Annotated in this window: 12 protein-coding genes; 8 read left to right on the top strand and 4 right to left on the bottom strand. The window is 71.1% G+C overall.

Features of this window, described 5'->3' with window-relative positions; genetic code table 11:
* Positions 1-51: 51 nt before the first annotated feature.
* The 8 genes from ACY34K_RS00730 to ACY34K_RS00695 all read left to right on the top strand — a co-directional run bounded on the left by ACY34K_RS00730 (position 52) and on the right by ACY34K_RS00695 (position 8079).
* Positions 52-1263 (top strand): phosphoglycerate kinase, encoded by a 1212-nt coding sequence (locus ACY34K_RS00730; protein WP_462741832.1) that lies wholly within the window; start codon positions 52-54, stop codon positions 1261-1263.
* 6 nt (positions 1264-1269) lie between these two features.
* Positions 1270-2046: a triose-phosphate isomerase gene (tpiA, locus tag ACY34K_RS00725; RefSeq protein ID WP_462741829.1), complete on the top strand. Its 777-nt coding sequence runs from the start codon at positions 1270-1272 to the stop codon at positions 2044-2046.
* A 167-nt stretch (positions 2047-2213) separates the two neighbouring features.
* Positions 2214-2444 carry a preprotein translocase subunit SecG gene (gene secG, locus ACY34K_RS00720; RefSeq protein ID WP_126883620.1) on the top strand — a complete coding sequence of 77 codons (231 nt, stop codon included), beginning with the start codon at positions 2214-2216 and terminating at the stop codon, positions 2442-2444.
* A gap of 110 nt (positions 2445-2554) precedes the next feature.
* Entirely contained in the window at positions 2555-2890 is a 336-nt protein-coding gene (locus ACY34K_RS00715) for an RNA polymerase-binding protein RbpA (protein ID WP_003957010.1), read from the top strand.
* A 106-nt stretch (positions 2891-2996) separates the two neighbouring features.
* Positions 2997-4211: an MFS transporter gene (locus tag ACY34K_RS00710; RefSeq protein WP_462741816.1), complete on the top strand. Its 1215-nt coding sequence runs from the start codon at positions 2997-2999 to the stop codon at positions 4209-4211.
* Between the two features lie 58 nt (positions 4212-4269).
* Positions 4270-5922, top strand: coding sequence for a glucose-6-phosphate isomerase (gene pgi, locus ACY34K_RS00705; RefSeq protein WP_462742717.1), 1653 nt, complete (start codon positions 4270-4272; stop codon positions 5920-5922).
* 4 nt (positions 5923-5926) lie between these two features.
* Positions 5927-6427, top strand: a complete 501-nt coding sequence (locus ACY34K_RS00700; protein ID WP_462741812.1) for a PH domain-containing protein — start codon at positions 5927-5929, stop codon at positions 6425-6427.
* A gap of 179 nt (positions 6428-6606) precedes the next feature.
* Positions 6607-8079: a PH domain-containing protein gene (locus ACY34K_RS00695; RefSeq protein WP_462742714.1), complete on the top strand. Its 1473-nt coding sequence runs from the start codon at positions 6607-6609 to the stop codon at positions 8077-8079.
* Positions 8080-8107: 28 nt separating this feature from the next.
* Here the strand turns inward: ACY34K_RS00695 and pgl are convergent, their stop codons facing one another.
* The 4 genes from pgl to tal are packed head-to-tail and all read right to left on the bottom strand — an operon-like array spanning position 8108 to position 12632.
* On the bottom strand, positions 8108-8914 hold the full coding sequence (pgl, locus tag ACY34K_RS00690; protein WP_462741809.1) for a 6-phosphogluconolactonase: 807 nt from the start codon (positions 8912-8914) through the stop codon (positions 8108-8110).
* Positions 8911-9981 (bottom strand): glucose-6-phosphate dehydrogenase assembly protein OpcA, encoded by a 1071-nt coding sequence (gene opcA, locus ACY34K_RS00685; RefSeq protein ID WP_462741806.1) that lies wholly within the window; start codon positions 9979-9981, stop codon positions 8911-8913. Before opcA ends, pgl begins: the two co-directional genes overlap by 4 nt.
* Positions 9978-11510, bottom strand: a complete 1533-nt coding sequence (zwf, locus tag ACY34K_RS00680; RefSeq protein WP_462741803.1) for a glucose-6-phosphate dehydrogenase — start codon at positions 11508-11510, stop codon at positions 9978-9980. The genes opcA and zwf overlap by 4 nt, the downstream gene beginning before the upstream one ends.
* 3 nt (positions 11511-11513) lie before the next feature.
* Positions 11514-12632, bottom strand: a complete 1119-nt coding sequence (tal, locus tag ACY34K_RS00675) for a transaldolase (RefSeq protein WP_462741800.1) — start codon at positions 12630-12632, stop codon at positions 11514-11516.
* Positions 12633-12648: the final 16 nt, after the last annotated feature.

Here is a 12648-nt window from a genome sequence, read left to right as displayed (position 1 = left end):
CGCTGTACGAGCCCTGTCCCTTGCCTTGATCTTCCAAGGAGTCAGGAACAGATGAAGACGATCGACGAACTTCTCGCCCAGGGGGTCGACGGCAAGCGGGTATTCGTCCGCGCCGACCTCAATGTGCCGCTGGACGGCGAGACCATCACCGACGACGGCCGCATCCGCGCCGTGCTGCCCACGGTCAAAGCACTGACCGAGGCCGGCGCCAAGGTGGTCGTGGCCTCGCACCTGGGCCGCCCCAAGGGCGCCCCGGACCCGGCCTTCACGCTGCGGTTCGCCGCCTCCCGCCTCGGTGAGCTGCTCGGCCGGCCCGTCTCCTTCGCCGGTGACACCATCGGCTCCGAGGCCCACTCGGCCGTGGAGAACCTGCAGCCCGGCCAGGTGGCCGTGCTCGAGAACCTCCGCTTCAACCCGGGCGAGACGTCCAAGGACGACGCCGAGCGCGCCGAGTTCGCCGCCCGTCTCGCCGCCCTCGCCGATGTGTACGTCGGTGACGGCTTCGGCGCCGTGCACCGCAAGCACGCGTCCGTGTACGACCTCCCGCGTCTGCTGCCGCAGTACGCCGGCTACCTGATCGCCTCCGAGGTCGGCGTCCTCAAGAAGCTCACCGAGGACGTCAAGCGCCCGTACGTCGTCGTGCTCGGCGGCGCCAAGGTCTCCGACAAGCTCGGGGTCATCGACCACCTGCTGGAGAAGGCCGACCGCATCCTCGTCGGCGGCGGCATGGCGTACACGTTCCTGAAGGCCAAGGGCCACGAGGTCGGCATCTCCCTCCTGCAGGAGGACCAGGTCCCGGCGTGCCTGGACTACCTGGCCCGCGCCGAGAAGAAGGGCGTGGAGTTCGTGCTCCCCGTGGACGTCCTCGTCTCGGCCGAGTTCCCGAACCTGAAGACCAAGGCTCCGGCCAACCCGACCACGGTCGCCGCGGACGCCATCCCGGCCGACCAGGAGGGTCTGGACATCGGTCCCCGGACCCGCCAGCTGTACGCATCGAAGCTCGCCGACGCGGCCACCGTCTTCTGGAACGGTCCGATGGGCGTCTTCGAGCACCCCGACTACGCCGAGGGCACCAAGGCCGTGGCCCAGGCGCTCGTCGACTCCCCGGCCTTCACGGTCGTCGGCGGCGGGGACTCCGCCGCGGCCGTGCGGACCCTGGGCTTCGACGAGAAGGCATTCGGCCATATCTCGACCGGTGGCGGCGCGAGCCTCGAGTACCTCGAGGGCAAGACGCTTCCCGGCCTCGCCGCTCTGGAGGACTGACCCTCAATGACTGCCCGTACCCCGCTGATGGCGGGTAACTGGAAGATGAACCTCAACCACCTGGAGGCCATCGCCCACGTCCAGAAGCTCGCCTTCGCCCTGACCGACAAGGACTACGACTCCGTCGAGGTCGCCGTCCTGCCGCCCTTCACCGACCTGCGCTCCGTGCAGACCCTGGTCGACGGCGACAAGCTCAAGATCAAGTACGGCGCCCAGGACCTCTCGGCGCAGGACTCCGGTGCCTACACCGGTGAGATCTCGGGCTCCATGCTGGCCAAGCTGAAGTGCGCCTACGTCGCCGTCGGCCACTCCGAGCGCCGGCAGTACCACGCCGAGACGGACGAGATCTGCAACGCCAAGGTCAAGGCCGCGTTCCGGCACGGCCTCACCCCGATCCTCTGTGTGGGTGAGGGCCTGGACATCCGCAAGGCCGGTAATCAGGTCGAGTACACCCTCGCCCAGATCGACGGAGGCCTGAAGGACGTCCCGGCCGAGCAGGCCGAGACGATCGTGATCGCCTACGAGCCCGTGTGGGCCATCGGCACCGGCGAGGTCGCCACGCCCGAGGACGCCCAGGAGGTCTGCGGGGCCATCCGCGGCCGCCTCGCCGAGCTGTACTCGCAGGAGCTGGCCGACAAGGTCCGCATCCAGTACGGCGGCTCGGTGAAGGCCGGGAACGTCGCGGCGATCATGGCGCAGCCGGACGTGGACGGCGCCCTGGTGGGCGGTGCCGCACTGGACGCCGACGAGTTCGTCAAGATCGTCCGGTTCCGCGACCAGTGAGAACCCTGCCGCGATCGCGCAGGTGCGAGTATGCGGCAGGGCGGATCCGTCGTACCCTTGCGGGGGCCGAGGCTCACCGACATGCGGCTCGGCCGCGTGGCGGGGCCTGGGCCCCCGTCGTCCGTAGAAGTCCGAGAATTGCCAGGAAGTAGGGTCCAGCCGTGGTTATGGGGTTCTCGATCGCCCTGATCGTCTTCAGCGCGCTGCTGATGCTGCTGGTGCTGATGCACAAGGGGAAGGGCGGCGGCCTCTCCGACATGTTCGGTGGCGGTATGCAGTCGTCCGTCGGCGGCTCCTCCGTCGCCGAGCGCAACCTGGACCGCATCACCGTGGTGGTCGGTCTGCTGTGGTTCGCGTGCATTGTCGTCCTTGCGCTTCTGATGAAGCTGGACAACTGAGCCTTCGGTTCCGCGTCCCGTGGCCGGGTGTAACTCCAATCACTGGACGCGCGTTGGGCCTTACGTAGACTGGGGCATCTTCGAGCACCATCACGCAGGGAGTTACGACCGTGGCAAGTGGCAACGCGATCCGGGGAAGCCGGGTCGGAGCGGGGCCGATGGGGGAGGCCGAGCGGGGAGAATCCGCGCCGCGTCTCCGCATCTCCTTCTGGTGCTCGAACGGGCACGAGACGCAGCCGAGCTTCGCCAGTGACGCACAGGTTCCGGACACCTGGGACTGCCCGCGGTGCGGGTTCCCGGCCGGCCAGGACCGGGACAACCCACCGGACCCGCCGCGCACGGAGCCGTACAAGACGCACCTGGCGTACGTGCGGGAACGGCGCAGCGACGCGGACGGCGAGGCGATCCTGGCCGAGGCGCTGGCCAAACTGCGGGGCGAGATCTGAGAGCTTGAGAACGGGCTTCGCCGGTGGACATCACCGGCGGGGCCCGTTGTCAGTGCTGCCCCCTACTGTCGTGGGCGACGCATCGTCCGGGCGGGCAGGGGGAGTTGTGGCGACAGCGGAAACGGTGGCCGCCGGGCCGGTACCCAGGTGGCGGGGCGGCTTCGGCCGGCTGTGGGCGGCCGCCGTCGTCTCCAGGTTCGGCGACGCGCTGCGCACCGCCGCGATGCCGCTGCTCGCCGCCTCCCTGACCGACGACCCGCTGCTGATCGCCACCGTCACCGCCTGCGGCTATCTGCCGTGGCTGCTCTTCGGGCTGCTCGGCGGGGCCGTCGCCGACCGCGTCGACCAGCGGCGCGCCATGTGGGCCGTCGACGGGGTGCGCGGTGTGCTGATGGCCGGCTTCGCCGCCGCCGTCGCCCTGGGCCACGCCTCGACAGCCCTGCTTATCGCGCTGGCCTTCGCGCTCACCACCCTGCAGACCCTTTTCGACAACGCGGCGACGTCCCTGCTGCCGTCACTGGTGCCCGCCGATGCGCTGGCGAGCGCCAACGCCCGGCTGCTGACCGGCCAGCAGGTGGCCGGCGGTTTCCTGGCCGCCCCGCTGGTGCCGGTACTCCTGCTCGCGGGCGCCGCCGTCCCGTACGCCGCGGACGCGGTCACCTACGGGATCGCGGCGCTCCTCGTCGCGTCGCTGAAGGCGGACGCGCCGAAGCGGGCGCCCCGCGAGGCCGGTTCGACACTCCGTGCGGAGATGGCGGAAGGCCTGCGCGTCCTGTGGCGGGACAGGACCCTGCGCGGGCTGTGCGTGGCCACCACACTGGCCAACATCGGGGTGGGCGCGCTCATCGCCACCCTCGTCGTACACGTCACCGGCTGGCTCGGGGCCGGAAGCGGGGCTTACGCCGCGACCGTCACGGCCTACGGAGCGGGCAGCGTCGCCGGCGGTCTCGCGGCCCGGCGGACAGCCCGGCGACTGGGCCTGATCCGGGGCGTGTTCGCCGCCGGGGCCGTCCAGACGGGCGCCCTCGTGGCGATGGGGTCGGTGCGCGAGCCGGCGGTGACGGTTGCCGCGATGGCGGTCTTCGGGTTCATGGGCGCGGTGTGGAACGTCAACCAGGTCACGCTGATGCAGGAGCGCGGCCCGGACGGCATGCTCGGCCGGATCGGCGCCGCCTTCCGCACTCTGGCCGTCGGCGGAGCCCCGCTCGGCGCGCTGCTCGGCGGGGCGGCGGCCGCGGCGTGGGCGGGCAACGCCCCCGCCCTGCTCGCCGCCGCACTGTTCACCTCGGCCGTCGCGTCACTGGCGCGCCAGATCAATTAGGTTGGAGGGGCAGCGGGGCAAGCAGGCAGGTACGAGAAGAAGTGGGCTGATGTCGGAGATGACAGCAGAAGGCCGCACCAGGCTGAACCAGACGCCCGAGTGGAGTGCCCTCGGCAAGCACCGTGAACAGCTGGGACAGACGCATCTGCGTGAGCTGTTCGCCGCCGACCCGGAGCGCGGCGGGAAGTACACCCTGCGCGTCGGCGATCTGTATCTGGACTATTCGAAGCACCTCGTGACCGACGAGACGCTGACGCTGCTGCGCGAGCTGGCCGCCGCGACCGGCGTGGCGGAACTGCGGGACGCCATGTTCCGTGGAGACAAGATCAACACCACGGAGAACCGCGCGGTCCTGCACACCGCCCTGCGCGCCCCGCGCGACGCCGTGGTCGAGGTCGACGGCGAGAACGTGGTGCCCGCCGTGCACGCCGTGCTCGACAAGATGGCCGCGTTCTCGGAGCGCATCCGCTCCGGAGAGTGGACCGGCCACACCGGAAAGCCCATCAAGAACATCGTCAACATCGGCATCGGCGGCTCCGACCTCGGCCCGGCGATGGCGTACGAGGTGCTGCGCGCCTACACCCGACGTGATCTGACCTTCCGTTTCGTCTCCAACGTCGACGGTGCCGATCTGCACGAGGCCGTCCGGGACCTCGACCCGGCCGAGACGCTCTTCATCATCGCGTCCAAGACGTTCACCACCATCGAGACCATCACCAACGCCACCTCCGCCCGCGACTGGCTGCTGACGGAGCTGAAGGCCGGCCAGGAGGCCGTCGCCAAGCACTTCGTGGCCCTGTCGACCAATGCCGAGAAGGTCGAGGACTTCGGCATCGACACGGCCAACATGTTCGAGTTCTGGGACTGGGTCGGCGGGCGGTACTCCTACGACTCCGCGATCGGCCTCTCGCTGATGATCGCCCTCGGCCCCGACCGCTTCCGCGAGATGCTCGACGGCTTCCACCTGGTCGACGAGCACTTCCGGACCGCGCCCCCCGAGGAGAACGCTCCGCTGCTCCTGGGCCTCCTCGGCATCTGGTACGGCGCCTTCTTCGACGCCCAGTCGCACGCGGTGCTGCCCTACTCGCACTACCTCTCCAAGTTCACCGCGTACCTCCAGCAGCTCGACATGGAGTCGAACGGCAAGTCCGTGGACCGCGACGGCAACCCGGTCGACTGGCAGACCGGCCCGGTCGTCTGGGGCACGCCCGGCACCAACGGACAGCACGCCTACTACCAGTTGATCCACCAGGGCACGAAGGTCATCCCGGCCGACTTCATCGGCTTCGCGAGGCCGGTGGACGACCTGCTGCCCGGCCTCGTCGCCCAGCACGACCTGCTGATGGCGAACTTCTTCGCCCAGACCCAGGCGCTCGCTTTCGGCAAGACCCCCGAGGAGGTCCGGGCCGAGGGCGTGGCCGAGGACCTGGTCCCGCACAAGACGTTCCGCGGCAACCACCCCACGACCACCATCCTGGCCGACGAGCTGACCCCCGCCGTGCTGGGCCAGCTGGTCGCGCTGTACGAGCACAAGGTCTTCGTCCAGGGCGCCGTCTGGAACATCGACTCCTTCGACCAGTGGGGTGTCGAGCTCGGCAAGGTCCTGGCCAAGAAGATCGAACCGGTGCTCACCGAGGGCCGGGGCGGCGAGCAGCTCGACAGCTCGACCGCGACGCTGGCCGCCGCCTACCGGGAGCTGCGGGGAAGGTAGTCCGTTGACGGGGGAGAACGCGGTGCGGCTCCGGCCGCCCAACAACACGCTGAACGAACGGGCCGTCACCTGGTGGCGGGTGCAGTGGCTGCTGCTCACCGGGGTGCCCGTCGCCGTCCTCGCCGTGCTGGGCGCGCTGGTCGAACCCGCCCGGTTCTGGCTGCTGCTGCCCGCCGCGGTCCTCGCCGGGGCCGGGCTGATCTGTACCGCGTTCTTCCCCCGCTGGTGGTTCAAGGTGCACCGCTGGGAGGTCACCGACACCGCGGTGTACGTCCGTTCCGGGGCGCTCTGGCAGGAGTGGCGCATCGCGCCGATGTCGCGGATCCAGACCGTGGACACCGTCCGGGGACCGCTGGAGCAGGCGTTCCGGCTGGCCACGGTCACCGTCACCACGGCGTCGGCCAAGGGCGCGATCAGGATCGAGGGACTCGACCACGAGCTGGCCGCCGAGCTGGCCGAACGGCTGACCCGGATCACCCGGGCCACGCCCGGGGACGCGACGTGACCGCTGCGGACCCGGCCGTCCCCGGCCCCTCCGAGGCCGTCCCGGCCACCGCTGCGACCGGCACCGGCGCGGCGGTCACCGGCACCGGGACCACGGACCCGGCGGTCACCGGCACGGAAGCCGGCACCGCTGTTTCCGGGGCGCCGGCGGACGACTGGCAGCGGCTCGACCGGCGCACCGTGCTCGTCACGTCCCTCGCCATGTCGGGAGTGGTCCTCGGAGGCGGGGTGCCCACCTTCGTCGGGATGTCGGGCGCGATGGCCGCCTGGCAGGCGCTGCTGCTGGTCCTGGCCGGCGGCGCGCTGGTGATCGCCGCCGCCGCCGGGGCGGACTACGTACGGTGGCGCCGGACCCGCTATCGCATCGGGCCCGAGCGCGCCGAGCTCCACACCGGGCTCCTCCTCGTCAAACGCCGCTCCCTCGCCCGCGAGCGCATCCGCACCGTCGACCTGACGGCTCATCTCCTGCTGCGGGTCCTCGGACTGGTGAAGGTCCGTATAGGGACCGGCGAGCACGCCGGGGGCGGCGAATCCACCCTCGCCCTCGACCCGGTCACCCGTGCCGAGGGCGAGCGGCTGCGCCGTGAGCTGCTGGACCGGACCGCCGCGCGGACCGACGGCGGTGACCGCGAGGGCGAGCTCGCCGCCCTCGACCCGGCCTGGATCCGGTACGCCCCCATATCGTTCGTCGCCCCGCTGCTGGGCGGCGCGGCGGCCGGCGCCGTCATGCAGGTCAGCGAGTGGTTCGGCGCCCAGGCCGCGGTGATCGACTGGGTGGGCGAGCTCTTCCGGGGCACCTCGATCATCTGGCTGATCCTCTGCCTGGCCGGCGCGGCGGCCGTCGCCGGCACCGTCGGGGCGCTCGGCCTCTGGGTGGAGATGTGGTGGAACTACCGTCTGGAGCGCGAGCCCGGCGGCACGCTCCGGGTCCGGCGCGGTCTGTTCACCGCCCGCTCCCTCTCCATCGAGGAGCGGCGGCTGCGGGGAGTGGAGCTGGTCGAACCGCTCGGCATCCGGATGTGCCGCGCCGCGCGGGTCGACGCGGTCGCCACCGGCCTCGTCGAGGACGAGGACGACAAGCACGCGGACCACAGGACGCTGCTTCCCGCCGCGCCCCGCGCCGTCGCGGACGACGTGGTGGCGCGGGTCCTGCGGGAGCCCGCCCCGCCCACCGGGACCCCGCTCACCGGTCATCCTCGCGCGGCGCGCACACGACGACTGCGCTGGGCCCTCACGGCCGTGCTGGTCCCCGTCCTGATCCTCGCCGTCCTCGGTGTCCTCCTCACCAGCGTGCTGCTCCAGGTGGCGGCGGGCTGCGCACTGGTCCTGCCGCCGCTCGCCGTGGTCCTCGCGCGTGACGCCCACCGCAACCTCGGGCACGGCGTCCGCGGCGCGTACCTGGTCACCCGCTCCGGCACGGTGCGGCGCAGCACGGTCGCTCTTCAGCGGGGCGGGGTCATCGGCTGGACGGTCAAGCAGTCCTTCTTCCAGCGCCGGGCGGGCCTGGTGACCGTGACCGCGACGACGGCCGCCGGCGCGGGCGCCTACGCCGTGTACGACGCCGACACGACCGAGGGCCTGGACTTCGCCGCCCGGGCCGTGCCCGGCCTGCTGGAGCCCTTCCTCGAACGCGAAGGGCCCGGCTCACCGTGAGGTGAACCGGGCCCGTGCTGAATCCGCGTCAGGGCGACGCGGGCGGGTACATACCGCGCGGCAGCCGGGAGGCAGCCGCCGCGTCCAGGAGCCACAGCGTCCGGGAGCGGCCGTAGGCCCCCGCGGCCGGGGCCTGGACTTCGCCCGCGCCCGACAGGGCGATCGCCACGGCCTTCGCCTTGTCCTCGCCCGCCGCCAGCAGCCACACCTCGCGCGCCGCCCGGATCGCCGGAAGCGTCAGGGAGACACGGGTGGGCGGCGGCTTCGGGGCGCCGTGGACGCCGACCACGGTGCGCTCGGTCTCCCGCACCGCGGGAAGCTCCGGGAAGAGCGACGCGACATGGGTGTCCGGTCCGACGCCCAGCATCAGGACGTCGAAGGTGGGCACCGGGCCGCCCGCGACGGTAGTCGCCGATCGATAGTGCTCGGGCCCGGCCGCCGCGGCCAGTACCGCCGCGTACGCCGCCGCGGCGGCGTCCACGTCGTTGCCGTACACGCCGTCCGACACCGGCATGGTGTGGACCCGCGCCGGGTCCACCGGGACGCTGTCGAGCAGCGCCGCGCGGGCCTGGGTGTCGTTCCGGTCGGGGTCGCCCGCCGGCAGGAACCGTTCGTCGCCCCACCACAGATCGAGCCGCGACCAGTCGACGGCGTCCCGGGCGGGAGCCGAACGCAGCGCGGCCAGCAGGCCGTTGCCGTTGCGGCCGCCGGTCAGGACCACCGAGGCCGAGCCACGGGCGGCCTGGGCGTCCACGATCTTCGTGATCAGCCGGGCCGCCGCGGCCTGGGCCATCAGCTCCTTGTCGCGGTGGACGACGAGCTGAGGAGCGCTCACTTCGCCGCCGCCTTCTTGGCCGGGGCCTTCTTGGCGGGAGCCGCCTTGTCGCCGGACGCCCCGGCGCTGCCGCCGGACTCCTCGGCCGTGGCGCCGTCTGCCCCGGCCGCCCCGCCCGTGTTCCCGGCGGAGGACTTCGTCCGCTCACCGAGCCGGTCGAGGCCGTACCGCAGGGCGGAGGCATAGGTGTCGTCCGGGTCGAGGCGCCGCAGCTCCTCCGCGATCAGCTCGGAGGTCTCACGGCGCTTGAGCGCGACCGCGCGGTCCGGCTGGCCCTCGATGCACAGCGTGGCGAGCGAGGCGTCCGGGCGGTGCAGCACGATCGGGCCGCAGGTGGTCTCCAGGCGTACGGCGGTCAGCCCGGGGCCCCCCGAGGTCATGCGCTTCACCGGGATGTCCAGCCGGTCCGCCAGCCACATGGCCAGCAGCTCCACGCTGGGGTTGAACTCCTCGCCCTCCACCTCGGCCGACGTGACGTCGCACGTGACCTGGTCCAGCGCCGCCGCCAGCATCGAACGCCACGGTGTGATGCGGGTCCAGGCCAGGTCCGTGTCACCGGGGGTGTAGGCGTCGGCGCGGGCCGTCAGCTCCTGGATGGGGTGCTCGGCGGCGTACGTGTCGGTGACACGGCGCTGTCCGAGGGAGCCCAGCGGGTCGTTGGCGGGGTCCGTCGGCGCGCCGACGGGCCACCACACCACGACGGGAGCGTCGGGCAGCAGCAGCGGCAGGACCACCGACTGGGCGTGGTCGATGACCTCGCCGTACAGCCGCAGGACAACCGTTTCGCCGGTGCCCGCGTCCGCGCCCACCCGCACCTCGGCGTCCAGCCGGGCCTTCGAGCGGTCCCGCGGCGAACGCGAGACCCGCTTGATGACGACCAGGGTGCGCGAAGGATGCTCGCGGGAGGCCTCGTTGGCGGCCTTGAGAGCGTCGTACGCGTTCTCCTCGTCCGTGACGATGACCAGCGTGAGCACCATGCCGACGGCCGGCGTACCGATGGCCCGCCGGCCCTGCACCAGCGCCTTGTTGATCTTGCTGGACGTGGTGTCCGTAAGGTCGATCTTCATGGCCGGCGCCAGCTCCGTCCGTCTCGTGCGAGCATTTCGTCCGCCTCGACCGGACCCCACGTGCCGGACTGGTACTGCGCGGGCTTGCCGTGCCGGTCCCAGTACTGCTCGATCGGGTCGAGGATCTTCCAGGACAGCTCGACCTCCTCGGTGCGCGGGAAGAGGTTGGCGTCGCCGAGCAGGACGTCCAGGATGAGCCGCTCGTAGGCCTCGGGGCTGGACTCGGTGAAGGACTCGCCGTACGCGAAGTCCATCGAGACGTCCCGGACCTCCATCGAGGTGCCCGGCACCTTGGAGCCGAACCGCATGGTCACGCCCTCGTCCGGCTGGACCCGGATGACCAGGGCGTTCTGGCCCAGTTCCTCCGTCGCCGTGTGGTCGAAGGGGGAGTGCGGGGCGCGCTGGAAGACGACCGCGATCTCGGTGACGCGGCGGCCGAGGCGCTTGCCGGTCCGCAGATAGAAGGGGACGCCCGCCCAGCGGCGGTTGTCGATCTCCAGTTTGATCGCGGCGTAGGTGTCGGTCTTCGACTTGGGGTCGATGCCCTCTTCCTCCAGGTAGCCGACGGCCTTGGCGCCGCCCTGCCACCCCGCGGCGTACTGGCCGCGCACCGTGGACCTGCCGAGGTCCTTGGGCAGCCGGACCGCACCCAGCACCTTGGTCTTCTCGGCCGCGAGCGCGTCCGCGTCGAACGAGGCGGGCTCCTCCATCGCGGTGAGCGCCAGCAGCTGGAGGAGGTGGTTCTGGATGACGTCGCGCGCGGCGCCGATGCCGTCGTAGTACCCGGCGCGGCCGCCGATGCCGATGTCCTCGGCCATGGTGATCTGCACGTGGTCGACGTACGACCGGTTCCAGATCGGCTCGAAGAGCGTGTTGGCGAAGCGGAGCGCCAGGATGTTCTGGACGGTCTCCTTGCCGAGGTAGTGGTCGATCCGGAAGACCTGGTCGGGCGAGAAGACCTCGTGGACGATCTCGTTGAGCTCCTTGGCGGAGTTCAGGTCGTGCCCGAACGGCTTCTCGATGACCGCGCGGCGCCAGGAGCCGCCCTTCTCGTCGGCCAGTCCGTGCTTCTTCAGCTGCTGGACGACCACGGGGAAGAACTTCGGCGGCACGGAGAGGTAGAAGGCGAAGTTGCCGCCCGTCCCCTGCGCCTGGTCGAGCTCCTCCATCGTCTTCTTCAGGGTCTCGAACGCCTCGTCGTCGTCGAAGTTGCCCTGGACGAAGCGCATGCCCTGGCTGAGCTGCTGCCAGACCTCCTCGCGGAACGGCGTCCGGGAGTGCTGCTTGACCGCCTGGTAGACCTCGTCCGCGAAGTCCTCGTCCTGCCACTCGCGCCGGGCGAACCCGATCAGCGAGAAGCCCGGCGGCAGCAGGCCCCGATTGGCGAGGTCATAAACGGCGGGCATCAGTTTCTTACGGGACAAATCGCCCGTGACACCGAAAATGACCAGGCCCGACGGCCCCGCGATACGCGGGAGCCGTCGGTCTGCGGCGTCACGAAGCGGGTTGGCTCCGTGTGAACCGGTCAAGGTCTAGGCCTCCGCGGGGGAGAGGCGCTTGAGCTCCGCCTCGGTCGACTTGAGCAGGTCGTTCCAGGACGTCTCGAACTTGTCGACGCCCTCGTCCTCCAGCACCTGGACCACGTCGTCGTAGCTGATGCCCAGCTTCTCGACCGCGGCGATGTCCGCGCGAGCCTGCTCGTAGGTCCCGGCGATGGTGTTGCCGGTGACAGCGCCGTGGTCGGCGGTCGCCTCGAGGGTGGCCTCCGGCATGGTGTTCACCGTGCCCGGGGCGACGAGCTCGTCGACGTACAGCGTGTCCTTGTACGCCGGGTCCTTGACGCCGGTCGAGGCCCACAGCGGACGCTGCTTGTTGGCCTGCGCCTTGTCCAGCGCGGCCCAGCGGTCGGAGGAGAAGACCTCCTCGTACGCCTCGTACGCCAGGCGCGCGTTGGCGACCGCCGCCTTGCCCTTGAGGGCCTTGGCCTCGTCGGTGCCGACGCCGTCCAGGCGCTTGTCGATCTCGGTGTCCACGCGGGACACGAAGAAGGACGCCACCGAGTGGATCTTCGACAGGTCCAGGCCGCGCTCCTTGGCCTTCTCCAGACCGGCCAGATAGGCGTCCATGACCGCGCGGTAGCGCTCCAGCGAGAAGATCAGCGTCACATTGACGCTGATGCCGAGGCCGATGACCTCGGTGATCGCCGGCAGACCCGCCTGGGTGGCCGGGATCTTGATGAGCGTGTTCGGGCGGTCCACCAGCCACGCGAGCTGCTTGGCCTCCGCGACGGTCGCCTTGGTGTTGTGCGCCAGGCGCGGGTCTACCTCGATGGAGACCCGGCCGTCCTGGCCCTGCGTCGCGTCGAAGACCGGACGCAGGATGTCGGCGGCGTCGCGGACGTCCGCCGTCGTGATCATGCGGATGGCTTCCTCGACCGTGACCTCACGGGCGGCCAGGTCCGACAGCTGCTGCTCGTAGCCGTCGCCCTGCGAGATCGCCTTCTGGAAGATCGAGGGGTTGGTGGTGACGCCGACGACGTGCTGCTGGTCGATCAGCTCGGCCAGGTTGCCGGACGTGATCCGCTTGCGGGACAGGTCGTCCAGCCAGATCGCCACGCCCTCGTCGGAGAGGCGCTTGAGTGCGTCTGTCATGAGAGTTGCATCTCCT

Source organism: Streptomyces sp. STAM6, assembly GCF_054963715.1.
The sequence above is the reverse complement of the archived record's forward strand: the minus strand, read 5'-3'. Positions and strand labels throughout refer to the sequence as shown.

Coding starts and splice junctions, on each gene's coding strand:
- ACY34K_RS00730 (WP_462741832.1), top strand. CDS start 52: ATGAAGACGATCGACGAACTTCTCGCCCAGGGGGTCGACGGCAAGCGG.
- tpiA (WP_462741829.1), top strand. CDS start 1,270: ATGACTGCCCGTACCCCGCTGATGGCGGGTAACTGGAAGATGAACCTC.
- secG (WP_126883620.1), top strand. CDS start 2,214: ATGGGGTTCTCGATCGCCCTGATCGTCTTCAGCGCGCTGCTGATGCTG.
- pgi (WP_462742717.1), top strand. CDS start 4,270: ATGACAGCAGAAGGCCGCACCAGGCTGAACCAGACGCCCGAGTGGAGT.
- opcA (WP_462741806.1), bottom strand. CDS start 9,981: ATGAAGATCGACCTTACGGACACCACGTCCAGCAAGATCAACAAGGCG.
- tal (WP_462741800.1), bottom strand. CDS start 12,632: ATGACAGACGCACTCAAGCGCCTCTCCGACGAGGGCGTGGCGATCTGG.